Source organism: Streptomyces sp. NPDC040610, from assembly GCF_055594065.1.
The window spans coordinates 329,947-353,349 of the sequence record NZ_JBVIXA010000007.1 but is presented as its reverse complement, the minus strand read 5'-3'; the positions used below and the strand labels follow the sequence as shown (position 1 = coordinate 353,349).

The window sequence follows — 23,403 nt, the reverse complement described above, 5'->3', positions numbered from 1 at the left end:
AGGCCCCCTCCCGGGAAATCGTTTGCTGTCACCGAACGGCGCCCCGGACAATCGCCCCATGGGACATCTGGAAGCCGCGCACATCGAGTACTACCTGCCGGACGGGCGAGCGCTGCTCGGTGATGTCTCGTTCCGGGTGGGCGAGGGCGCGGCGGTGGCGCTGGTCGGGGCGAACGGCGCGGGCAAGACAACGCTGCTGCGGCTCATCGCGGGGGAGCTCAAGCCGCACGGCGGCACCGTCACGGTGTCCGGCGGCCTCGGCGTGATGCCCCAGTTCGTCGGCTCCGTGCGCGACGGCACGACCGTGCGCGACCTCCTGGTGTCCGTGGCGCAGCCCCGCATCCGCGAGGCAGCCCGGGCCGTCGACCGCGCCGAGCACGCCATCATGACGGTCGACGACGAGGCGGCCCAGCTCCAGTACGCCCAGGCGCTCTCCGACTGGGCGGAGGCCCGGGGGTACGAGGCCGAGACGCTGTGGGACATCTGCACGACGGCGGCGCTCGGCGTCCCGTACGACAAGGCCCAGTGGCGTGAGGTGCGCACGCTCTCCGGCGGCGAGCAGAAGCGCCTGGTCCTCGAAGCGCTGCTGCGCGGCACCGACGAGGTGCTGCTCCTGGACGAGCCCGACAACTACCTGGACGTCCCCGGCAAGCGCTGGCTGGAGCAGCGCCTGAAGGAGACCCGCAAGACCGTCCTGTTCGTCAGCCACGACCGGGAGCTCCTCGCCCGCTCCGCCGAGAAGATCGTCAGCGTGGAGCCCAGCCCCGGCGGCTCGGAGGTGTGGGTGCACGGCGCGGGCTTCGCGACGTACCACGAGGCGCGCCAGGAGCGCTTCGCGCGCTTCGAGGAGCTGCGCCGCCGCTGGGACGAGAAGCACGCCCAGCTCAAGAAGCTCGTCCTGGACATGCAGCAGTACGCCGCGCGCAGCGACGAGATGGCGTCCCGCTACCAGGCGGCGAAGACCCGGCTGCGCAAGTTCGAGGAGGCCGGACCGCCGCCCGAGCCGCCGCGCAAGCAGGACATCACCATGCGCCTGCACGGCGGCCGCACCGGCGTCCGGGCCGTCACCTGCAAGAACCTCGAACTGACCGGCCTGATGAAACCCTTCGACCTGGAGGTCTTCTACGGCGAGCGGGTCGCCGTCCTCGGCTCCAACGGCTCCGGCAAGTCGCACTTCCTGCGCCTCCTCGCGGGTGACACCGACAACCCGGTGGCACACACGGGGGAGTGGAAGCTCGGCGCCCGCGTCGTGCCGGGCCACTTCGCGCAGACCCACGCCCACCCGGAGCTGCTCGGCCGCACCCTCCTCGACATCCTGTGGCGCGAGCACGCCAAGGATCGGGGCGCGGCGATGTCCCGGCTGCGCCGCTACGAACTCACCGGGCAGGCCGAGCAGCGCTTCGAGAAGCTCTCCGGCGGCCAGCAGGCCCGCTTCCAGATCCTGCTCCTGGAGCTGGAGGGCGCCACCGCCCTGCTGCTCGACGAGCCCACCGACAACCTCGACCTGGAGTCGGCCGAGGCACTGCAGGAGGGCCTTGAGGCGTACGAGGGCACGGTGCTCGCCGTCACCCACGACCGCTGGTTCGCCCGCTCCTTCGACCGGTACCTGGTCTTCGGCGCCGACGGCCGCGTCCGGGAGACCCCGGAGGCCGTATGGGACGAGCAAAGAGTGGAACGGGCCCGCTAGCGCTGCGGGTAGCGTGGTCAAACCACGCCGTACGCTGCGCAGTTGGAGAGACCGTGGCCGCCAGGACACCTTTTCGGACCAGTGATGTGGACGAGGCCCGGGAGGTGTTGGTGGCTGCCTACTACAGCAATTTCCTGGACGTGCTCGACCGGCAGCGGTCCTTCCGCGCGGAGTTCACCATCGGGCACCTCGGCGCGCTCACCGTCGGGGGCCTGACCTGCGGCACGGACGTGCGCGTACGCCTCGGGGAACTCGGGGCGTACCACGTCAACATCCCGCTCAGCGGCCACATGGTCTGGCGCCAGGGCTCCGCCGCGTGCACGCTCACCACGTCCGAGAGCGCCGCCGTCTACCAGCCGTGCGGCGACACCGTCGTCGACCGCTGGTCGGGCGACTGCAGGGTGCTCGCCGTGAAGCTGGACCGGGTCGCTCTCGAGGACAGCCTGGAGACGCTGCTCGACCGGCCCACCCGCGGCCCGCTGCCGCTCGACCCCGGCTTCGACACCAGCCAGGGGCCCGGCCGGAGCTGGACCCGGCTCGTGCGCGCGGTCGCGGACGACCTCCTGGACGAGTCCGCGACGCTGAGCGGATCCCTGGTCGCCGCGCCCCTGCAGGAGGCGCTCCTGAACGGCCTGCTGCTCGCCGCCGGACACCGCTACCGCGACCAGCTCACCGACCCCGTCGCCCGGTTGCGGCCCGCGCCGGTCAAGCGCGCCATGGATGCCGTGCAGCAGCGCCCCGAGCACCCCTTCACCGCCGCGGCCCTCGCCGCCGAGGCCCGCGTCGGGGTGCGCTGGCTCCAGGAGGCCTTCCGCCGCTACGTGGGGATGTCCCCGATGGCGTACGTACGCGACGTAAGGCTGCAGCGCGTGCGGGACGAACTGCGCGCGGCCGTGCCCGAGGAGCGGTGCGTGAGCGACGTCGCCCACCGCTGGGGCTTCACGCACCTCGGCCGGTTCGCCGAGCAGTACCGGGCGCGCTTCGGGGAGCTGCCGTCGCAGACGCTGCGCGGGTGAGGGTGCGCGGCGGTGCGCGGGGCGGTGCGGTGCGGTCCGTGACGCGGAACGGCGTGTCGCGGTGCGTTATGCGGTGCGTTATTCGGACACCCGCCGCGTCGAGCGGATCGTGGGCCCGGGGGCGCCCGCCTAGGGTGTCGCAGGTGCCGGGTGGACCGGTCGCCGTCGCGGGAGCCCTAGCCTTCTTCCGGGGCGCCGGCCGTGGACGGAACCTCGGTGCTTCCGGCCCGGCGGAGCCCGCCGGGCCGGCTCGGACCGCGGGCCCGGTCGTTCCCCCTCGGCACCCGCGCGGTGCCATCGGGCCCGCCCTTCCGGCCTCTTTTCCGGCCTTCCGGCTCCCTCCCGCTGCCCGGCACGCACGGCGGGGTCACACTCGAAGGTGCGTGCGCACGGCCGTGCCGCGCACCGGAGACGCACCGGAGGCGGCATGAGCGCGACGGACACCACCCACCTGCTGCGGCGCCACGGCCGGGCCCTCGACCTGTTCACCGACCGGGTGCACGCCGTCCGCGCCGACCAGTGGGACGCGCCGACGCCCTGCACGGAGTGGACGGTACGTGACCTCGTCGGCCATCTCGTCGTCGAGCAGCTGTGGGTGCCGCCGCTGGTCCGCGACGGCGCCACCCTCGCGTCCGTCGGCGACAGCTTCGACGGCGACGTCCTCGGCCCCGACCCGGTCGCCTCCTGGGACACCGCGGCCGACGCGGCCCGCACCGCGTTCGGCGAGCCCGGTGCCCTGGACCGCGCCGTGCACCTCTCGTACGGCGAGACACCCGCGCCCGACTACTGCGCCCAGATGGTCACCGACCTCGTCGTGCACACCTGGGACCTGTCCCGGGCGACCGGCGCCGACGAACGGCTCCCGGACGACCTCGTCGCGGCTGCCCTGCGCGAAGTGACGCCGTACGCGGCCGAGTTGAGCAAGAGCGGCCTGTTCGGCCCCGCCGTGCGGCCCCCGGCGGGGGCGGACGCGCAGACCGAACTCCTGAACCTGCTGGGCCGGACTCCCTGACGCCCGGCCTTTGATGCCCGGCCCTTGACGCCCTGGCCCTGCGGACGCCCGGCCCCCGCACGCGGGACCGCTCAACTCCAGGCCCCGCCGCCCCGCTCGGCCGACAGATCACCGATGCTGACCATGCCGACGGGCCTGCCGTCCTCGACGACGGGCAGCCGGCGCACCGCGTGGGCCCGCATCAGGCCGACGGCCTCCGACACCGCGTCGTCGGGGGCGACCACCACGGGGTTCGGCGTGCACACGGACTGCGCGCTGACCGTCAGCGGGTCGGCGCCGTCGGCCACGGCGCGCAGCGTGATGTCCCGGTCGGTGAGCACCCCGAGGACCCGGCCGCCGCCCGTCACGACGACACCGCCGATGTCCTCGGCGCGCATCACCTGCGCGGCCTCCACCAGTGACGCGTCGGGCCTGACCGCCGCCACTCCCGGTGTCATGACGTCCCTCACGTACCGCTCCATGGCGTCGAGCCCCTCTTTCCGGTCCGTCCGGCCTTCCGTCCGAGCCACCGCTGTCCGGGTGCCCATCCGGCGGGGGTTCTCACATCGATGTTCAGGGTGGGCCGGGAGGACTGGGGGGAGGGGGCGGGAGCAGCGAGATCAGCCGAAGACGAGGCCCACGTCGTGCGTGACGCAGTGCTCCAGGACGGCGACCAGTTCGCGTACGTCGTCCACGCGCCGCCGGTGCGCCGGATCGGCGCCGCCCATGTGCCGCTCGTCGGCGATCTCCCGCAGGCGCGGCAGCATCGCGGCGCACTGGGCCGGGGCGAGGTCGGGGCCGTCGTCGTCGGCGTGGCCGAGCAGCGGCGCCAGCGGGGTGGAGGCGTCGCTCCAGGGGCTGCTGCCGCCGAAGCCGCGCATCGCGTCCGGCGCAAAGCCCTCGGCCCGCGCCGGCCACCGCCGGAACATCGAGAAGCCGGTGTACGACCACGAGACATCCGGGCTTTCGGCGTCGGCACCCGCCGGGTACGGCATCAGCCCCACCGCGCCCTCCTCTGCCTGGTCGGCGGCCGGACGCACAGGATACGGAGACGTCCTCGCCCGGCCGGTGCGGACCCGGTGCGTCCGGTGGGGCGTTTGCCCCGCGGCGCGCGGGGCAGGCGGAAAGACAGTGCTTCGGACCGGAGGCACGTCCGTGGGAGCGGTGTCGCTCGCCCGGGTGTGCCCAGGTGCGATGAGCGCACGCCCTCCCACGGTGACCGTCCACACCAGGCACCGGCTCAAAGGGAGTTGCACGCATCATGCGATCCGATGCAGCACGATTCCAGGACGCCACCCGCCACCACGGCGCCGTACGTCCCGCCCACCCCCAGCCCCCGCGTCCGCAGCGGACGCGTTCCAAGCGGCACCCGCACGACGACGCCCCCGACACCGCCGCGGCCTTCCGGCGGCTCTGCGAACTGCCCCACGGACCCGAACGCGACGCCCTGCGCGAAGAGTTGGTGCGGGCCTGGCTGCCCATGGCCGACCGGCTCGCGGGCCGCTTCCGCAACCGCGGCGAAGCCCTCGACGACCTGCGTCAGGTCGCCGCCCTCGGCCTGGTCAAGGCCGTCGACCGCTACGACCCCGAGCGCGGCAACGCCTTCGAGAGCTACGCCGTGCCGACCGTCACCGGCGAGATCAAGCGCCACTTCCGCGACCACATGTGGACCCTGCACGTGCCGCGCCGCGTGCAGGACCTGCGCAACCGCGTGCGGTTCGCCTGCCAGGACCTGACCCAGACCACCCCCGGACGCACCCCCAGCGTCGCCGAGATCGCCGAGCGGGCCGGGATGAGCGAGGAGGACGCGGCGACCGGACTCGAAGCGCTCGACAGCTTCACCGCACTGTCCCTGGACGCCGAACTCCCCGGCAGCGACGACGGCTACGCCCTGCGCGACACCCTCGGCGGCCCCGACCCCGCCCTCGACGTCGTCGTCGACCGCGAGGCCGTCAAACCCCGCCTCGCACAACTGCCGGAACGCGAACGGACCATCCTCTACCTGCGGTTCTTCCGCGACATGACACAGAGCCGCATCGCCGAGCACCTGGGCATCTCCCAGATGCACGTGTCGCGCCTGATCAGCCGCTGCTGCGGGCGGATGCGCGAGGAGGTCCTGCGCGAGGCGACCCACCACGCGGGCGCCGCCCGCCGCGAGGAGCGGGCCCGCGCCGCCCGGGTCACCCCGAGCGCCGCATAGCCAGGGCGATGTGCCGGGACATCACATCCACGGCGCGCGCCTCCGCCATCGAGAAGGCGAGGCGCGCGCCGGTCCTGAACAGGCTCAGCACCCCCTCGACCGGACCGCCGGGCCCCGGCGCGATCGGCACGCACAGCAGGGACGTGACATGCGCGCGCACCAGGACCGGGGCGCCGCTCGCGTCCCGGCCGAAGCTGTCCGGCGGATCCGGCCGCACCTGAAGCGTCGGCGCCCCGCAGCGCGCCGTCTCCATGACCAGCGGGCAGTCGGCCGGATCCTGCGCGAGGACGTCGGCGACCGGGCCGCCCTCGGGGCCGAGGACCGTGCGCCGCCGCGGCCGCTCGGTGCCCTCGTCGGCGATCACCCAGTCGGCGAACCGGCCGTGCAGCACCTCGGGGACCCGGGCGAGCACCCGGGTCGGGTCCCCGCTCGGCGCGGTGAGCAGCGTGACCGTCATGGCGTCGGTCAGTTCGACGAGTTCGGCGTTGCGGGTCGCCTCGGCGAGGTCCGGCGTCCGGCCCCGCACGCTGCGCGGCAGCGGGTCCCGGGTGCCCGGCGGCTGCAGGACGACGAGGACGACCGTACGGGGCTCGGTGCCGGGCCGCAGCGCGGTCAGCGTCGCCCGCACCGGGATCCGCGGCTGGTGCTGCAACCGGACCGTCAGGCTGCGGTCGCCCTCGCTGCGGGCCACCGCCGCGGCCTGCGAGCGGAACGCGGTCCGGTCGGACGGCGTCAGGAAACCGGCGAACGGCCGCCCCGTCGCGTACCCGCCGCGCACCCCCGTGAGGTCCGCCGCCGCGGCGTTCAGGCGCCGCACCACCGTCTCGCCGTCGACCAGCGCCACCGGCAGCGGGAACCGCTGGAACACGGTGCGCAGCAGCCGCTGTTCGTCCCGCACGGCCGTCGTGCCCGGCGCCGGGCCGTCCGCGGCGAGCCGCTCGAAACCGGGCCACAGCCGCTCCGCCACGTGGTCGAGCTCGAACAGCGCCGCGTCGAGCATGGTGCGCAGGTCGCCGGAGGGAACCGTGCGCGAAGCCTTCAACTCCGCGACCCGGCGCACGAAGTCCGCCAGGTCCTCGCCGAAACGGTCGGTGTCCGCCATGCCATGAACGTATCGGCTGGGGCCGTTTTCCGGGGGTGTCAGGGGGAACCCGACAGAGAGGAAACGAGGAGGCGCGTCACCATGCCGATGCTGCTCGGAACGGACGGGCCGGAATCCGCCCTGCCGGCCCGCAGGCTCTCGGAACTCGCCGAACAGGCGCTGCGCTGCACCACCGAGTGCTGCGGCGCCGGCGCGACCGTCACCGAGGGCGGCCAGGTCCACCCGGCCGCCGTCACCCACCCCGACCTGTCCGGCCTCGTCTCGGCGCAGCTGCGCTCCGGCGACGGGCCGATCCCCGCGGCCCAGGAGCGGGGCGCGCCGGTGGACGCGGAGGACCTGCTGCACGACGACCGCTGGCCGGAGTACCGCGCGCTCGCCCTGGACTCCGGGGTCCGCGCGAGCATCACGCTGCCCTTCCGGCGCTCCGGGCTCACCCTCACCCTCAGCCTGTTCAGCTTCCGCCCCGGCACCCTCGACGACGCGGGCTGCGGCCCCGCGCAGGCGCTCGGCGACCTCGCGGCGGCGGGCCTGGTCCGCGACCGCCACTACCGCGCCGCGCTCACGGAACTCGACCACCTGGGCGAGGCGCTGCGCACCCGCCCCGTCGTCGATCAGGCCTGCGGCATCATCATGCACATCGTGACCTGCGACGCCGACCGTGCCTTCACTCTTCTGCGCCGCATCTCCCAGCAGTCCAACCGGAAACTCGCCGAGGTGGCGGCTGCGCTGGTGGAGACGCGGGGCAGGGGTCTGGAGGCCGAGCTGACGGCACTGGCCGAGTGAGGCGCGGGGCCGGGGCCCCGGTCACCCGGCCGGAGGCCACACCGCGCGGATGACGCACCCCCACGCTCGAATGACCTCATGCGCACTTCCGTCCCGCACCTCGCCCTGACCCTCACCACGGCCGCCCTCTGCACCCTCGCCGCAGCCCCGTCCGCGTACGCGGGAGACGCCACCGCCGACGTCACGCCCAAGCACCTCGCCCCCGGCGAACAGATCACCGTCTCCGTGTCCTGCCCGGACACCGGCGGCACACCCCCGCAGACCATGACCGCCAGCTCCCAGGCCTTCGAGCAGGGCAGCGTCCAGCTCCAGCGCGTGCAGGGCGGCCAGGGGCTGCCGAACGAGCGGCAGCAGCACGAGCAGGGCGACCCGTACGGCCTCACCGACCCGCAGGGACTCGAACCCGGCACCGAGCCGGGCCTTGAGCCCGGCCTGGAGTCCGACCTCGGGACCGTACCCGGCGAGGAGGCCGGTCCCGGGACGGGCGCGGACATGGGGACGGGGGCGGACGCGGGGACAGGGGCGGGCGACGAGGCCGGGCTCAGGGACGACGCCGAGAACCCGGGCGGTGCCGGGGCCGCCTACCAGGGCACGGCCCGCATCGCCGCCGCCGCGTCCTTCGAGGGCGGCGGCCCGAACGCCGTGGGCCCCGAGTCGCAGTGGGCCGTGGACGGCGCCTGCCACGACGACGGCCGGTGGAAGGCGACGTTCACCGTCACCCGTACCGCCCACACCCCCACCCACGCCCCCACCCATACGGCCCCCGCCGCCCACGGCGTCCACGCCGGGCGCGACGGCGGCTTCACCGACTCCCCGGCGGCCATCGCCGCGGGTGGCCTGCTGGTCAGCGGGGCCCTGGGCGCCGCCGTCCACCGGCTGCGCCGCGACCGGACGTCCGCCCGCTGACCGCCGGTCAGGTCAAGTGGCCGACCACCGGGACGTGGAGCGGCGCCGCCGTGGGTACGGAGACACCCGACGGCACACGAGAGGTCACGGGAGCGCACGGAGGTACCCATGCGGCGGACGGACCACGAGGGCCGCGGCCGCGTCCGGTACGGCCCGCCCCTGCCGGAGCCCGGGCTCCCGGTCCTCGCGGAGCTGACCGCCGCCCTCGCGTCCGCCGCGGGCCGCTCGCACGCACAGCCGCCCGGCGGCGACCCGGCGCTGCTCGACGCGGCCTGCGGCTACTGGACCCGGCGCGGCCTGCCCGCCGAGCGCGACCACGTCGCCGCCGCGCCCGGCGCCGCGCCGCTGCTGCTCGCGCTCACCGCGGCCGTCGGCGGCGACGTCCTCCTGCCGCGCCCGTGCGCCGCCTGGTGGGAGCCCCAAGTGCGCCTGCTCGGCCGGTCGGTGTACCACGTGCCGACGCCCGCCGAGTGCGGCGGCGTCCCCGACCCGTACGCCCTCCTCGAAACCGTCCGCCGCGTCCGCGCCGAGGGCGGCTCGCCGCGCCTGCTCGTGATGTCGGTCGCCGACGACCCGACGGCCACCGTGCCGCCGCCCGACGTCGTGTACGAGGCCGTCGAGGCCGCGGCGGGCGAGGGCCTGCACATCGTCAGCGACGAGACCTGGCGCGACACCCTGCACCGCCCCCGCGAGACCGTCCTGGTCGGCCCCGCCGAGATGGCCCCCGAACGCGTCACCGTCGTCTGTGACCTGTCCGGCGCCTTCCTGCCGCCCGCCCTGCCCGCGGCCATCGCCCGGTTCCCGGCGGGCGGCCCCGCGGCGGCCCTGCGGGACCGCGTCCTGGACGTCCTCACCGCGCTCGGCGCGTCCCCGGCCGCACCGGTCGCCGCCGCGGCCGCGTACGCCCTGGGGGAACCGGACGAGATCACCGCCCGCCTGAGCGCCGCGACCCGGCTGCACGCGCGCGTGGCCGCGGCTGTCCGGCAGGCGGTGGTCGCGGCGGGCGGCTTCGCCCGGCCGCCGCGGGCGGGGCGGCACCTGTACGCCGACCTCGGGCCGCTGCGGTCCGACCTCGCCGCACGCGGGGTGACCGACGCGCAGGAACTGGAGGACTTCCTGGCCGCCCACCTCGGCATGCCCGCCCCCGGCGGCCACCGCTTCGGCGACGACATCGCCGCGCTGCGCGTCCGCCTGTCCACGGGGCCGTTCCTCGGCACGGACCCCGGGCAGCGGATGGCCGCGCTCGCCGCCCCCGACCCCCTGCAACTGCCGCACGTGGAACGGGCTTTGACCCTGTTCGGAGCGGCCTTCGACGACCTCCGTGCCGAAGCACAGCGATGGGAGCCTCCTCGGTGACGCAGCAGACGCAGCAGCAGCCACGGGACAGCGAACAGGCGGAGCAGACGCAGCCGGTACGGCGGGGGCGGGATGCCCCGGAAGGGCGGGACGCGCGGGGTGGCCGTGGCGGGCGGGCCGTGCGGACCGGTGCCGTTCCCGTCGCGCCGCGCACGCCCGGCGCCGTCCGGCTGTGGCCCAAGTCCTTCGCCGACCGGCTCACCGCGCCGCTGCCCGGGCTCCGGGCCTTCGCCCGGTTCGCCCGCGAGGGGGTGCTCAGGCCGCCGCCCGCGGCGCTCGCCGACGTCCCGCGGCTGCCGTACGCACCGGGCCCGCTGCCCCGCGTCGACGCGCGTACGGTCGCGGTGACCTGGGCCGGGCACGCCAGCTGGGTGGTGCGCGTCGGCGGGCTCACCGTCCTCACCGACCCCGTCTGGTCCCGCCGGATCCTCGGCACCCCCGCCCGGGTCACACCCGTCGGCGTCCCCTGGAGCGCGCTGCCCCGCGTCGACGCGGTGGTCATCAGCCACAACCACTACGACCACCTGGACGCGCCCACCCTCAGAAGGCTCCCGCGCGACACCCCCGTCCTCGTCCCCGCGGGCCTCGCCCGGTGGTTCACGCGCCGCCGCTTCACCCGGGTCGTCGAGCTCGACTGGTGGGAGGGCGCCGAACTCGGTCCGGGAGTGCGCTTCGACTTCGTACCGGCACACCACTGGTCCAAGCGGGGCCTGCGGGACACCTGCCGGAGCCTGTGGGGCGGCTGGGTGCTCACCGACGCGGACGGGCAGCGGGTGTACTTCGCCGGGGACACGGGATACGGGCACTGGTTCGAGCGGATCGGGGAGCGCTACCCCGGGATCGACTTGGCGCTGCTTCCCATCGGGGCGTACGAGCCGCGCTGGTGGCTGCGGGACGTGCACTGCGACCCGGAGGAGGCGGTGCGGGCCGCGCTGGACGTGGGGGCGCGGCGGATGGCGCCCATGCACTGGGGGACGTTCCTGCTGTCGGCGGAGCCGGTCCTCGAACCGCTGATGCGGGTGCGGGACGCCTGGGCGGCGGCCGGGAGGGAGCGGGGGGATCTGTGGGATCTGCCGGTGGGCGGGTCCCGGGTGCTTCCTGGCTGAGGTGCCGGTGCGTTCAGGCCGGTGCGTTCGAGCCGGTGTGATCGGGCCGGTGCGTTCAAGAGGCCGTCGAGCGGGCCCCGCGGAGGCGGCGCCACGCCGTCGGGGCCAGGCTGATGACGACCGTGAGGCCGACGGCCAGGGCCACGCCCTGCCAGGGCTCCTTGAACAGGGAGCCGCCGAGAATGCCGATGAGCTGGTACGTCACGGCCCAGGCCAGGCAGGCCGGGAGGTTGCCGCGGGCGAACCGGCGCAGGGGCAGCTTCGCGAGGAGGCAGGCCAGCATCACCGGGAGACGGCCCGCGGGGACGAGCCGCGACAGGACGAGCACCAGCACGCCGTGGTCCTGGAGCTTGTCCTGGGCCTGGGTGAGCCGCTCCTCCGGAGCCCGGTCCCGGATGGCCTCCAGCCAGCGCGAGCCGTTCTTCGACCGCATGCCGCGCTGCCCGAGCCAGTACAGGCCCATGTCCCCGGTGAACGCCGCGAGCGATGCCACCCCGAACACGATGAGCAGCGCGAACGGCGAGGTGTCGGACTGGTGGAAGGCCACCACCGCCGCCGAACTCACCAGCGCGCCCGTCGGCACCACAGGCACCAGCGCGCCGAGCACCACAAGCAGAAACAGCGACGGATAGCCCACCGCCTGCTGCGTGGATTCCGGCGTCACCGCCGCCGCGGCGGCGAGGATCATCGAGCGACCTCCGGCCGTACGGACTCGCCGTGCCCGAGCCGGTGCACGGCGACCTCCGGCGCGCGGCGGGCCGCCTGGCGGACGAACTCGTCCCCCGGGCCGTGGAATTCGTGCGGCCGCACCGCGTCCATGCCGATCGGCCAGTACGTGCCGTAGTGCACCGGCACCGCGCTGCGCGGCGCGATCCTGGCGAGGGCCTCGGCGGCGCGGGCCGGATCCAGGTGGCCGTGGCCGAGGTAGGGGCCCCAGCCGCCGACGGGAAGCAACGCCACGTCGACGGGCCCCACCTCGTCGGCCATCGCGTCGAACAGGCCCGTGTCGCCCGCGAAATACGTGCGGGCGCGGCCCTCGACGACATAGCCGAGGGCGGGGGAGCGGTGCGGGCCGAGGGGGAGGCGACGGCCGTCGTGGAGGGCGGGCACGACGCGCACGACCACGCCGCCGTCACCGCCGCCGCTCTCGACGGGCACCTCGTCGCCCGGAGCGACCTCCGTGAACCGCAGGTGGGACAGCCCGCGCAGGCCCGGCACGGAGCGGGGGGCGCCGCGCGGGACCAGGACGCGCGTGCCCGGGGCCAGGCGGGCCAGGGACGGCACGTGCAGATGGTCGGCGTGCAGATGCGACAGCAGGACGACGTCCGCGACGGCGGCCCGCGCGGGCGGAAGCGCCCCCCTGCGCCGGCGCAAGTGCGCGAGACGGCGCGCGAACAGCGGATCCGTCAGCACGCGGGTGCCCGAGTCCTCCACCGTGCACGTGGCATGGCCCCACCAGGTGACCGTGACGTCGGCCCGCACCCGTTCCTCCTTCGTGTGACTGTCTCCGAGCCTACGGCCAGGAGTAGTGTCGACGGCTGACGGCAGAGGTGAGGGGGACGCCATGGGAGATGCCGGCGGGGGGACCGCCCGCGCGGTGCGGGTCGCGGCGATCGCCAGCCTGACGCCCCTGGAGGAGCTGGACGCCGACCCCTTCCTCGTCGACTCGCGCAGCCAGCACGCCATGTGCGCGAAGTGGGCTGCCGCCCAGGGGTACGTGGTGACCCGCGAGCTCGTCGTCCGCGGTCTGCGCGCCGATCACGCCGTCCTCTGGGGCGACGTCGACTCCGGACTCGTCGACCTCTTCGTCGTCCCCTGCCGCCGTGTGCTCGAACTGGCCCTCCAGTCCGCCGACGAGTTCACCGCGGAGTGCGCGCGGCGCGGCGTGCGCATCGAGACGGCGGGGTTCGCCGAGCCGGCGTACGACTCGGGGATGAAGGCGCGGGTGCATCGGCGGCTGTCTATGCCTACGGCTGGGTACGACGGCTGCTGAGCCTGGCCCCGGGGCCTTCACCAGTCCTCGCCTCCGCCCTGCGGCAACCCTCCCGCCGCTCCGCGGCGGTCTCCCCCACCCACCCACCCGTTACCCCCGTCCCCGCCTCACCCTCGGCGGCCTGGCCCGCCCGCCCGTTGCTGTCGTCCCCGGCTCACTCTCGGCGGCCTGACCTGCCCGCCCGTTGCTGTCGTCCCCGGCTCACTCTCGGCGGCCTGACCTGCCCGCCCGTTGCTGTCGTCCCCGCCTCACTCTCGGCGGCCTGGCCCGGCCGCCCGTTGCTGTCGTCCCCGGCTCACTCTCGACGGCCCGGCCCGCCTGTCCGTTACTTCCGTCCCCGCCTTGCGCTCGGCGGGCCGGCTCGCCTGTCCGTTACTTCCGTCCCCGGCTCACCCTCGACGGTCCGGCCTGTCCGCCTGTTGCTGTCGTCCCCGGCTGGCTCTCGGCAGCCTGGCCTGTCCGCCTGTTGCTGTCGGTCTGCCTCGCCCTCGGTGGCTTGGCCCGTCCGCCCGTTGTGTGGTCTCCGGCTTGTCCTGGCGGCCCGCCCGCGGCTGCCGTCTCCGACTCGCCCTCGGTGGCCTGCCCCCCCCGGCCCACCCCTTTGAGGGCGTTGTCCCCGAGTGCCTCTCGGCGGCGCGAGGCGCGGCGTCCAGTGGTCGTCCTCCTCCGTCGGCCTTCGCGGTCCCCGGGGAGCCGGGGGTATGACGGGTTCGACAGCAACGGGCGGGTGGGTGGGGAGAGCCGCCGCGGAGCGGCGGGGAGGGTTGCCGGTGGGGGCCACGGTCGTGGGGGCGGGCGGGGTGGACGGTCGAGGCCCACGGCCTGTGACACGCTGGGGGCAAGGGCAGAGCACGTGAGGTGGGCGGACGCGGTGCGCGACGGACGATGGCGGGCAGTGGGACGCGCACTGTGGCGTGTGATCGCCGTATGGGCGGTGAGCACGGTCACGATGCTCGCCCTCGCCGGCATCCTCCCGGACTTCAAGCTCCAGTCGGACGACGGCGACAGCGCCACCCGCATCGCGATCACCGCGGCCCTGGGCGCGGGCGCCTTCGGCCTCCTGTCGGCCCTGGTGTGGCCGCTGCTCGTACGTGCGCTGCTCCTCGTACCGGCTCTGGTGCTCGGCCTGCTCAACTTCTTCCTGAACGGCTCCCTGCTGCTGCTCGCCCTGCGCCTCATCCCCGACGGCCGCGGCGACGCCAACGCCGAGACCGCCGTGGTCGTCGCGGCCGTCATGTCGGCCGTGGCCTCGGCGACCGGCGGCGCCCTGGCCGTCCGCGACGACGACGCCTACCGCCGCCGTCTGTACCGTCTCGCCGACCGAAGACGCCGCCGCGCCGCCGGGTCCCAGGGGCCGAGCACCCCGGGCATCCTCTTCCTGCAGCTGGACGGCGTCGGCCACGACGTCCTCCGCGACGCCGTCCGCAAGGGCCTCATGCCCACCGTCGCCCGCTGGCTCGGGGAGAGCGAAAGCGGCAGGGCGGGCGAGGGCGCGCCTGCGCGAGGGAGCAGCCCCCGGACGCCGGGCGCACCCTCCGTGCCCCCGACGCCCCCCACCCACCGCCTCACCCCCTGGCGCACCGACTGGTCCAGCCAGACCGGTGCCAGCCAGCTCGCCATCCTGCACGGCAGCAACTTCGACGTCCCCGCCTTCCGCTGGTACGAGAAGGACACCGGCGAGGTCATGGTGTCCAACCGCCCCGCCTCCGCCGTGGAGCTGCAGCGTCGGGCCGTCGCCCGCACCGGTGACCCGGGGCTGCTCGCCGACGACGGCGCCAGCCGCGGCAACCTGTTCAGCGGGGGCGCCGACCAGCTCGCCCTCGTCCTGTCGATGGCCGCGCGGCGCGACAAGCGCAACCGTTCCCGCGCCGGGTACTTCGCCTACTTCTCCGACCCCGCGAACGCGGTCCGCACCGCACTGTCCTTCGTCGCCGAGGTCGGCCGGGAGATCGGCGAGTCCACGCGCGCCCGGCTCTGCCGACGCCGCCCCCGCGTGAGCCGCGGCGGGCTCTACCCCTTCATCCGCGCCTTCGCCACCGTCGTGGAGCGCGACGTCGTCGTCGCCGCCGTCATCGGCGACATGCTCGCCGGGCGCGCCGCCGTCTACGCCGACCTCGTCGCCTACGACGAGGTCGCCCACCACTCGGGGCCCACCAGCGGCGACGCCGAGCGGGTGCTGCGCCGCCTGGACCGCTCCCTCGCCCTGATCGAGCAGGTCGCCGACCACGCGCCCCGCCGCTACCGCATCGTGCTGCTCTCCGACCACGGCCAGAGCCCCGGTGAGACCTTCCGCGCCCGCTACGGCCTGTCCCTCGCCGACCTGGTGCGGGCCGGGTGCGGGCTGCCCGTGCCCCGCAGGGCGCGGCGTACGCACAGCGGTGCCGAGGCCCGTTCGGCGGTGCGGGCCGCGCTGCGCCGTCCCGTCGAGGAGGGCGCGGACGAGCACCGGCCGGGCCGCCGCGCCGAGCCGATCGTCCTCGCCTCCGGCAACCTCGGCCTCGTCTCCTTCCCCGACGTGCACCACCGCATGACCCGCGAGGAGATCGACCGCCGCCACCCGGCGCTCCTGCCGACCCTCGCCAACCACCCCGGCGTCGGCTTCCTGCTCGTCCGCAGCGCCGAGCACGGCCCGCTCGTCCTCGGGGCGCGCGGCGCGGAGCTCCGCCTCGACGACGTCCCGGACGGCGCCGGTCCCGACGGCCTCGGCCCCCTCGACGACTTCGGGCCCGGCGCCGCCGACGCCGTGCGCCGCACCGACTCCTTCCCGCACACCGCCGACATCATGGTCAACTCCTGGTACGACCCCGAGGACGGCGAAGTCCTCGCCTTCGAGGAGCAGATCGGCTCCCACGGCGGGCTCGGCGGCGCCCAGTCCCGCCCGTTCCTGCTGTCCCCGCTCGCGCTGTCCCCGGCCGTCGAGGACGGCGGCGAACTCGTCGGCGCGGAGGCCGTGCACGCCGTACTGCGGAGGTGGCGGGAGGAGGAGTGCGGGCACGGGGCGGGGATGAAGGCCACGGCGGCCGCAGCCGAGCCCGTGGCCGCGGCCGCCCCCGCGGTGACCGCCGGCCCGACGGTCACCGACCCCGCCGCCCCCGCGGACGATTGCCTCCCCCAAGCCCCGCCTCCGACAGCTTTTCCTGTCGCCGACCACGCCGTACAGGACAAAACTTCTTGATTTTGCGCTGCGTGTGCCGTGCCCGACCATGGGCGGGCCCCCGGCGATCCCGGGCGCACGGCACAACGAGAGGCGCACCACCCCATGCACGACACCGGAACCGTTTCCACGTCGGCTCCGGCCCCTGACCTGGGGGAACTTCCGGCCGAGCGGGGCCAGGACGGCGGCGACAAGCACGCCCGCCGCTTCGGGCTCCCCATCGCCACCTGCCTCGTGATGGGCAACATCATCGGCGGCGGCATCTTCCTGCTGCCCGCCTCCGTCGCGCCGTTCGGCACCATCAGCCTCGTCGCGTTCGCCGTCCTGACGGCGGGTGCGATCTGTCTGGCGCTGGTCTTCGGGCGGCTCGCGAGCCGTGACCCGCGCACCGGCGGGCCGTATGTGTACGCGCGTGCCGCGTTCGGCGACTTCGCGGGGTTCCTCGCCGCCTGGTCGTACTGGATCACGACCTGGGTGTCGAACGCGGCGCTCGCCGTCGCCGCCGTCGGCTATCTCGACGTGCTGATACCGGTGGCGGACCACAAGTGGACCGCCTGCCTCGCCGCGCTGACGCTGCAACTGCTGCCCGCGCTCGCCAACTTCGCCGGGACCCGTTACGTCGGCGCCGTCCAACTCGTCGCCACCGTCCTGAAGTTCCTGCCGCTGCTGCTCGTCGCCTTCGGCGGTCTGTTCTTCTTCGACAGCGCGAACCTCGGGCCGTTCCGTGCGGGCGACGAGAGCCCCGTCGGCGCGGTGTCCGCGTCCGCCGCGATCCTGCTCTTCTCGTACCTGGGCGTGGAGTCCGCCGCCGTCAGCGCCGGTGAGGTGCGCGACCCCCGGCGCAACGTCGGGCGCGCCACCGTCCTCGGCACCCTCGGCGCCGCCCTCGTCTACCTCCTGGGCACCCTCGCCGTGTTCGGGACGGTCGCGCACGACAAGCTCGTCACCTCCACGGCGCCGTTCACGGACGCCGTGAACGCCATGTTCGGCGGCTCCTGGGGCGGCACGGCCGTGGCGCTCGCCGCGCTCGTGTCGATGGTCGGCGCCCTCAACGGATGGACGCTCCTGAGCGCCCAGACGCCGTACGCCGCCGCGCGCGACGGTCTCTTCCCGAGCGCGTTCGCCCGCAAGCGGCGCGGTGTGCCGACCGTCGGCGTCCTGGTCACCGTCGTCCTCGCCTCGCTGCTCACGGTCTACAACTACACGGCCGGTTCGGCGGGCGTCTTCGAAGTCCTCGTGCTCGTCACCACGTTCACCGCCACCGTGCCGTACCTCCTCGCCACCGCCGCGCAGATCTACTTCCTCGCCTCCGGGCAGGGCGAGCGCGTGCACCGGGGGCGCCTCGTGCGCGACGCGATCCTCGCCGCGCTCGCGTTCGGCTTCTCGATGTGGCTGGTCGCGGGCGCCGGGTACGCGGCGGTCTACCAGGGCGTGCTGTTCCTCTTCGTGGGTGTCCTCGTGTACGCGTGGATGGCGGCCCGCAAGCAGCGGACCGCCACCCAGTAGCGCCCTCTCTCCGTCACCCGGTCGACCCGTCCACCAGGCTGCCGGTCGACTCGTTACCTCGCCAGTGGCGCGATCACCCAGCGCTGCGTCTTGAAGCCGCTGTCCCGCGGGCCGATCTCGACCAGCTTGCGGGCCGCGAGATAGGCCTCGTTGCCCTCGACCTCGTAGCCGACCCGGAGCGTGCCGGGCACGTCCCTGATCTCGGGCCGCTGCTCCCGCCCGACCGCCGCCGGGTAGTCGCCGTCCTCGGGCGTGCCCCGGACCGCCAGCTCGGCGAGCAGCCGCTCCTGGGCCGCGGCGAGCGCCTCCTGCGGGTCGCGCGGGGCCGGTGCCGCGGCGCCCTCGGCTCCGGGAGGCGTCACGAGGGCGCCGGCCTCGCGCGTCGTGCCCGTCGCCGTACGCGTGGACAGCTGGGCCTGCACGACCGTGCCGTCGTTGTCGAGGCCGACCCGGATCACGCCGCGGTCCGGGGTGATGACGGGGACGCCGTCGAAGGCCTGCCGGAACGTGACGTGGGTCTGCAGCGACACCGGGGCGCCGATCTCCGAGCCGTCCTTCGTGCCGGAGTTCTGCATCAGGTCGTGCACACCGTCGACGATCAGTTCGGCGCCGTCGGCGTGCTGCTCGGCGAAGGCGCGCGCCAGCTCGACGGCGCGGTCGGTGGGCAGCGCCGTGGTGTTGCGGTGGTTGGGCTCGGCGAGCCGCACCCAGCGCACCGCGTGCGGGCCCGTGGACGCGACGCGGTCGCCGGAGGTGGCGCTGAGCACGCCCTGCCGGTCGACCTGGACCTCTTCGAGGGCCGCCGTCGGGAAGCTCGCGATCCGGCCCGCCCCGGCCAGCTCGGCGCTCGGGTCGCGCGGCGCGAGCTGGATCACCTGCGGGTTGTCCGGGGCGGCGGTGAGCTGCTCGGCGAGCGACTCGCGGGCGTTGTACCAGCGCCACGCGTACCAGTTGTCCGGCACGGCGTCGCGGTAGAAGTTCCGCTCGGTGTTGAGGCGGTTCACGGCCTCGGCCTGGGTGGCGCCGACCGCGCACACCGACGGGGCCTGGCCGTGGTGGATGTCCCAGCTCGCGTTCAGCCAGGCGTCGCAGTACGTCTGCCCGGACCGCCACTTGTCCCAGAACTTCCGGCCGTAGTCCGGGTGGTCGATGCTGGTGGTCTCGAAGCCGAAGAGCATCCGGAAGCCGACGTTCGGACCGGCCCAGGTGCGGATCGGGGAGTGCCCGGAGAGGACCCGCAGCGAGAAGCAGGTCGACCAGAAGATGTACCGGCACTTCTCGTTGCCGAGCGCCATCCGGTTGGAGGTCGCCTCGGTGCGCCCGTCCCAGGCCGCGCCGAGCGGCGCGTGGAAGACGCCGTTGCCGTCCATGTCGCCGTGGCCCGAGTGGTACACGGCGCACACCGCGTCCATCCCGTAGCGGTCCTGCCAGTTGTCGTAGGTCTCCTCGTACGCCCAGACCTGCACGCCCCCGTCGGCGAACCAGAAGTTGCGGTCGTAGAACTGCTGGAGGTACGCCAGCCAGCCGGTGGCGTCCTCGTGGGTGTAGAACAGCGGCGACGCGGTGGCGAACTTCTCGATGCTGAAGGCGCCCCACCAGCCGAACGTCGAGTCCCGGTCCCCGGCCGCGCCGGGCTTGTCGGGCTCGAGCGGCGACGGACCGCGGTCCGTATAGATCATGCGCATGCCTTACCCCCTGAGTGGTGCCCCCGATGTGCCCGGGCGTTGCGCCGCGCAGCCGTCACGTGGCTGGGTCCGCACGGTCGAGGGGGCCTAAAAGTGTCACCCCGTGGGGGCCTTGCCCAGTTGCCATTCCGGCCATAGGTACCCCGTACCGCCCATGTCGCGTGCCCCACGCGCCCCCGTGGCGGGGGCGCGTGGGGTGGTACAGGGCCGGGTGTCCGAGGGGGATCGGCGCACGGCACGGAACGCGCCACAGTGCCTCACTGTTCGTACCGCACCCCGCGCACCAGCGCGGCCCCCTCGAACACCCTTGGTGCTACTTGCCGTAGTACGCGTGGAGGACGGACAAGGTCGACTTGTTGCCCTTCCTGTCGGTGATCTTGGCGTGGAAGGAGATGCCCTTGCCCGCGGCGGGGTTCTTCACCGTGACGCGGCCGTCGGTGACCTTGAGCTCCTCCCAGTGGCGGCCGTAGTCGTAACTTGCGTACACGTGCAGCGACTTCAGGTTCGCCCCGGCCGCCGCGCCCTGCACGGTCACCGGCACCCGCTGCGTCTCGCCCGCGGGCGCCCGGCTGGTCAGGTCCAGCTTGGGCGCGAACCGGGCCGTGGACACCGGGAGTTCCTTCGGGCCGCCCCGCTTGGAGCGGAACGTCCAGGAGGCGTCGACGCGGGTGGAGGCCGCCGAGAGGGCGACCGAGCGCTTCACGGAGGTGGTCAGCCGGTATTCGGCGTCCGTGTCCGGAACGTCGAAGGCCCCGTCCTCACCCGAGAGCGGGTCCTCGTTGGCGCCGATCCTCCTGCCGTCGCGGTACAGCTCCGTCTTCGCCGAGGTGAGGTCCGTCCAGCCGACGTTGCCCTTCCCGTCGGCGAACAGCGGCAGGCTCCCGTACAGCTTCGAGCCGTCCCGGAACACACCCGCGTCCGCGCCGAGGCGCGGGCCGAACACGCCGACGCCGAACGACTCCTGATAGCTCCGCCCCGCCTTGTAGGCGCGCGGCTCGGCGAACCGGTAGTAGCTCTCGATGAGAGGGTTGCCCTCCTCGTCGACGCCACCGTACTGCTCGAAGCCGAGGTCCCACGTGACCTTGTCGAGCGCCGACAGATGCAGTGTCTTGGTGCGCGGCAGCTTCTGCAGCGGCGGGATCATGGAGATGCCGCCCGCCTCGGGGAGATATCCCGCCGCGCTCAGGCTGCCCGTCTTCCGCGCCGACGACGCCCCCATTTTCACCTTCACGGTCGCGAAGTCTGCGGGCTTGAGGTGCTTGACGTAGCCGGTGGCGAGCTTGGTCACCTTGCCGCCGACGAGCATCTCGTACGCGGTGTCGGCGCCCTTGCGCCAGGTGCCGAGCCACTGCTGGCCGAGCCCGTCGGGCACCGCGGGGCCGAGGTGGGCGGTGCGCATGCTCTGGAAGGCGCTGACGCGTAGGGCGCCCATCTCGTAGCCCGCGTAGGTGTAGCGCGCGTCCATGAAGGCGAGCTTCGCGCTCCGGTCCGGGACGGTGATGTCGACGGGCTCGGCCTTGCGGGCGTCGAGCGTGACCGTCATCTTCTTGTCGACGGTCAGCTTGGGCCGCACCAGCCAGTCGACACCCTTGTCCCCGTTCTGCGGATCGACGTAGACCGCGGAGTCCAGGAGGTAACTGCCCTTGGCCACGCGGACCTTGACGGTGCCCGAGGGATCGTACGGGAAGCGGTTCGTGCCGGTGTCGGCGCCGGTGATCGCCGACAGCATCGTCTCGTGGTGCGGCGCGGGCCGCCCGTCCCGGCCGATCGACTTCAGCGTCAGGTCGTACGACTCGACCTCGCGGTCGACCGCGGCGGCCGTGCGGACGCTCTGTCCGCCGCCGGTCGCCACCACGTACGCGGAGTAGCCGCCGTCGACCGCTCCGCCCAGGCGCGTGTCGGCCGTGAGGTCGACGGAGGCCGTGCCGCCCGCGGGGACGGTGACCTTCTTCGCGCCGAGGGCGAAGAGCCCGGCGGGCGCCGGACGCCCCTTCGGGTCGAGGGCCGACACGGTCAGGTCGAGGGTGACGTCCTTCGTGCCGCGATTCTTGTACGTCACCTTCTTGGTGACCGGCTTGTCGTCGGTGTGCGGCCACAGCTGGGTGCCGTAGTCGAGGGACACCGGGTCGGCGTACACGGTCTGCTTGATGGCCCTGTCGACGGCGATGCGGCCCGAACCCTGCTGGAAGGGCGTGTACTTGCCGCCCTTGGTGGACGCGGTGAGCGCGCCCTTCAGCTCCGGCTGCTTCCAGTCGGGGTGCTGCTGCTTGAGGAGGGCGGCGGCGCCCGCGGCGTGCGGGGTCGCCATCGAGGTGCCGGAGATCGTCAGATAGCCCTCGGGCTTCTGGCCGACCTCCTTCTCGATCTCGCTGCCGGGTGCGGCGGCCGCGGTGATGTCGACGCCGGGCCCGGTCACGTCCGGCTTGATGGCGCCGTCACCGACGCGCGGGCCCCGGCTGGAGAAGTCGGCGAGCTTGTCGTTGTCGTCGACCGCGCCGACGGTGAGCGCCGCGTCCGCGCTGCCCGGGGAGTTGACGGACCCCGGTTCGCCGCTGTTGCCCGCCGCGACGGCGAACAGGATGCCCTTCTCGGCGGAGACCCTGTTGATCGCGGCCTCCATCGGGTCGACGCCGGGCGTGTCGCCCCCGCCGAGGCTCATGTTCACCACGTCGGCGCCCTGGGCCGCGGCCCAGTCGATGCCCGCGATGATCTCGGAGTCGCTGCCCCGGCCGTCGTCCCCCAGGACCTTGCCGTTGAGGATCTTGGCGCCGGGCGCCACACCCTTGTACGCGGCGTTCTTGGCGCCCGTGCCCGCCGCGATGGACGCCACGTGCGTGCCGTGCCCGTACCGGTCCTTGCTGTCCGGCGACGGCGTGAAGTTCTTGTCCCCGACGACCTGTTCCTTCAGGTCCGGGTGGGTGGCGTCGACGCCGGTGTCCAGGACGGCGATCTTGACGCCCTTGCCGTCGTACCCGGCCTCCCACGCCTTCGGCACGCCGATCTGCTTGACGGACTTGTCCAGGCTCACCCGGCGGGTGCCGTCCAGCCACAACTGGCCGACCCCGGCGGCCGCGGTCGCCGCACCGCCCCGCTCGTCGGTGAGCGCCTTCCACAGCGCTGCCGCGTCCCGCTTCGGCGTCGTCACGGCGTCCGCGTTCAGCGACGTGAAGGAGCGGCGGACCGTGGTGTCACCGGCCGCGCGCACTCCGGCACGGGCGTCGCGGGCCGCGGTGCCCCGATAGCCGACGATGAGCTTCAGGCCGTCCTTCTGGGCCTCGCGGTTCGCCGTCCGGCTCAGCTCCGTGACGTCGAACAGGCGCTGGTCGACCCTGCCCGCGGCGATGAGCCGCTGTGCGTCGTACGGCAGGACCAGCGTGTGCCCGGCGAAGGCACGGGTGCGCACGGGTATGTGCTCGCGCCCCTTCGCGGGCCGGAATCCGGTGATCCGCCCCTTGGCGTCGACGGTGACGCGGTCACCGGTGACCAGGGTGAGGCGGTGCCCCGACCCCGGCTTCACGGCGGTCGGGCCGGTGCTCCGGTCGGTGGCGGCCGTGCCGGTGCCCCGGCTGTCCTGCGCGCGGTCCGGGTCCGCCGCCGCCGGGCCGGTCATGCCCGCGGCCAGCGCCACGGCCGCCGCAGCGGCGACGGTCGCCGCGTACGCTCTTCGCCGCCGGGGCGCCCCGCCCGCCCCTCGTGCCTCTGTCGTTCCCTCGGTGTGATGGTGCAACGTGTCCCTCGCGATCGTCGCGTCCTGGCCGAGGCGCTCGGTCGTGCGCCTCAACTCACCTCTTCAGACGCACGGTTGAGGCCATTACGTTGCATGGCGCACCTGGGACGTGCGGGGCGGCCCCGGGCCGGGCGGTCCCTCCTTCGGCGGCGCACGGCCGCCCGACGCGCGGACCGGCCCCGGAGTGTGAT

Annotated in this window: 18 protein-coding genes; 11 read left to right on the top strand and 7 right to left on the bottom strand. The window is 74.3% G+C overall.

Annotation, left to right across the window (positions count from 1 at the left end):
• Positions 1 to 58 precede the first annotated feature (58 nt).
• From ACZ6AA_RS25195 to ACZ6AA_RS25185, 3 genes are all read left to right on the top strand, one after another.
• Positions 59 to 1,687, top strand: coding sequence for an ABC-F family ATP-binding cassette domain-containing protein (locus tag ACZ6AA_RS25195; protein WP_468482622.1), 1,629 nt, complete (start codon positions 59 to 61; stop codon positions 1,685 to 1,687).
• Complete coding sequence (locus tag ACZ6AA_RS25190) at positions 1,654 to 2,703, top strand: AraC family transcriptional regulator (RefSeq protein ID WP_468482621.1); 1,050 nt, start codon at positions 1,654 to 1,656, stop codon at positions 2,701 to 2,703. Before ACZ6AA_RS25195 ends, ACZ6AA_RS25190 begins: the two co-directional genes overlap by 34 nt.
• A gap of 427 nt (positions 2,704 to 3,130) precedes the next feature.
• Positions 3,131 to 3,715: a TIGR03086 family metal-binding protein gene (locus ACZ6AA_RS25185; RefSeq protein WP_468454632.1), complete on the top strand. Its 585-nt coding sequence runs from the start codon at positions 3,131 to 3,133 to the stop codon at positions 3,713 to 3,715.
• Between the two features lie 71 nt (positions 3,716 to 3,786).
• Here the strand turns inward: ACZ6AA_RS25185 and ACZ6AA_RS25180 are convergent, their stop codons facing one another.
• Both ACZ6AA_RS25180 and ACZ6AA_RS25175 read right to left on the bottom strand, forming a co-directional pair.
• The gene (locus tag ACZ6AA_RS25180) at positions 3,787 to 4,176 is read right to left on the bottom strand and encodes a CBS domain-containing protein (protein ID WP_468454634.1); all 390 of its coding nucleotides are present in this window, start codon (positions 4,174 to 4,176) and stop codon (positions 3,787 to 3,789) included.
• A gap of 138 nt (positions 4,177 to 4,314) precedes the next feature.
• Positions 4,315 to 4,689, bottom strand: a complete 375-nt coding sequence (locus ACZ6AA_RS25175; protein WP_471460218.1) for a hypothetical protein — start codon at positions 4,687 to 4,689, stop codon at positions 4,315 to 4,317.
• Between the two features lie 266 nt (positions 4,690 to 4,955).
• Here ACZ6AA_RS25175 and ACZ6AA_RS25170 point away from each other — a divergent pair, with 266 nt between their 5' ends.
• Positions 4,956 to 5,894: an RNA polymerase sigma factor SigF gene (locus ACZ6AA_RS25170; protein ID WP_471460092.1), complete on the top strand. Its 939-nt coding sequence runs from the start codon at positions 4,956 to 4,958 to the stop codon at positions 5,892 to 5,894.
• Here the strand turns inward: ACZ6AA_RS25170 and ACZ6AA_RS25165 are convergent.
• The gene (locus ACZ6AA_RS25165) at positions 5,875 to 6,996 is read right to left on the bottom strand and encodes a PAS domain-containing protein (protein ID WP_468454637.1); all 1,122 of its coding nucleotides are present in this window, start codon (positions 6,994 to 6,996) and stop codon (positions 5,875 to 5,877) included. The two genes, ACZ6AA_RS25170 and ACZ6AA_RS25165, sit on opposite strands and share 20 nt — an antisense overlap.
• Before the next feature lie 81 nt (positions 6,997 to 7,077).
• Between ACZ6AA_RS25165 and ACZ6AA_RS25160 the strand changes: the two genes are divergently transcribed.
• From ACZ6AA_RS25160 to ACZ6AA_RS25145, 4 genes are all read left to right on the top strand, one after another.
• Positions 7,078 to 7,779, top strand: a complete 702-nt coding sequence (locus tag ACZ6AA_RS25160; RefSeq protein ID WP_468454639.1) for an ANTAR domain-containing response regulator — start codon at positions 7,078 to 7,080, stop codon at positions 7,777 to 7,779.
• Between the two features lie 78 nt (positions 7,780 to 7,857).
• The gene (locus tag ACZ6AA_RS25155; RefSeq protein WP_468482620.1) at positions 7,858 to 8,685 is read left to right on the top strand and encodes a hypothetical protein; all 828 of its coding nucleotides are present in this window, start codon (positions 7,858 to 7,860) and stop codon (positions 8,683 to 8,685) included.
• Positions 8,686 to 8,793: 108 nt separating this feature from the next.
• Positions 8,794 to 10,041: an aminotransferase class I/II-fold pyridoxal phosphate-dependent enzyme gene (locus ACZ6AA_RS25150; RefSeq protein WP_468454643.1), complete on the top strand. Its 1,248-nt coding sequence runs from the start codon at positions 8,794 to 8,796 to the stop codon at positions 10,039 to 10,041.
• Positions 10,023 to 11,147, top strand: coding sequence for an MBL fold metallo-hydrolase (locus ACZ6AA_RS25145; RefSeq protein ID WP_468454645.1), 1,125 nt, complete (start codon positions 10,023 to 10,025; stop codon positions 11,145 to 11,147). The genes ACZ6AA_RS25150 and ACZ6AA_RS25145 overlap by 19 nt, the downstream gene beginning before the upstream one ends.
• Before the next feature lie 55 nt (positions 11,148 to 11,202).
• Here ACZ6AA_RS25145 and ACZ6AA_RS25140 read toward each other — a convergent pair whose 3' ends face one another.
• Both ACZ6AA_RS25140 and ACZ6AA_RS25135 read right to left on the bottom strand, forming a co-directional pair.
• A complete protein-coding gene (locus ACZ6AA_RS25140) occupies positions 11,203 to 11,835 on the bottom strand; it encodes a DedA family protein (protein WP_468454647.1) in 633 nt (210 codons plus the stop codon).
• Positions 11,832 to 12,629 (bottom strand): MBL fold metallo-hydrolase, encoded by a 798-nt coding sequence (locus ACZ6AA_RS25135; RefSeq protein ID WP_471460088.1) that lies wholly within the window; start codon positions 12,627 to 12,629, stop codon positions 11,832 to 11,834. The genes ACZ6AA_RS25140 and ACZ6AA_RS25135 overlap by 4 nt, the downstream gene beginning before the upstream one ends.
• 82 nt (positions 12,630 to 12,711) lie before the next feature.
• Between ACZ6AA_RS25135 and ACZ6AA_RS25130 the strand changes: the two genes are divergently transcribed.
• The 3 genes from ACZ6AA_RS25130 (at position 12,712) to ACZ6AA_RS25120 (ending at position 17,800) form a co-directional block, all read left to right on the top strand.
• A complete protein-coding gene (locus ACZ6AA_RS25130; RefSeq protein WP_468454651.1) occupies positions 12,712 to 13,140 on the top strand; it encodes a hypothetical protein in 429 nt (142 codons plus the stop codon).
• 871 nt (positions 13,141 to 14,011) lie between these two features.
• Entirely contained in the window at positions 14,012 to 16,315 is a 2,304-nt protein-coding gene (locus ACZ6AA_RS25125) for a phage holin family protein (protein WP_471460086.1), read from the top strand.
• An 84-nt stretch (positions 16,316 to 16,399) separates the two neighbouring features.
• A complete protein-coding gene (locus tag ACZ6AA_RS25120) occupies positions 16,400 to 17,800 on the top strand; it encodes an amino acid permease (protein ID WP_468454655.1) in 1,401 nt (466 codons plus the stop codon).
• 53 nt (positions 17,801 to 17,853) lie between these two features.
• On the opposite strand, the gene ACZ6AA_RS25115 is transcribed toward ACZ6AA_RS25120, so the two are convergent.
• Both ACZ6AA_RS25115 and ACZ6AA_RS25110 read right to left on the bottom strand, forming a co-directional pair.
• Positions 17,854 to 19,485 carry a DUF6345 domain-containing protein gene (locus tag ACZ6AA_RS25115; protein ID WP_468454657.1) on the bottom strand — a complete coding sequence of 544 codons (1,632 nt, stop codon included), beginning with the start codon at positions 19,483 to 19,485 and terminating at the stop codon, positions 17,854 to 17,856.
• 313 nt (positions 19,486 to 19,798) lie between these two features.
• On the bottom strand, positions 19,799 to 23,095 hold the full coding sequence (locus ACZ6AA_RS25110; RefSeq protein ID WP_471460216.1) for a S8 family peptidase: 3,297 nt from the start codon (positions 23,093 to 23,095) through the stop codon (positions 19,799 to 19,801).
• Positions 23,096 to 23,403: the final 308 nt, after the last annotated feature.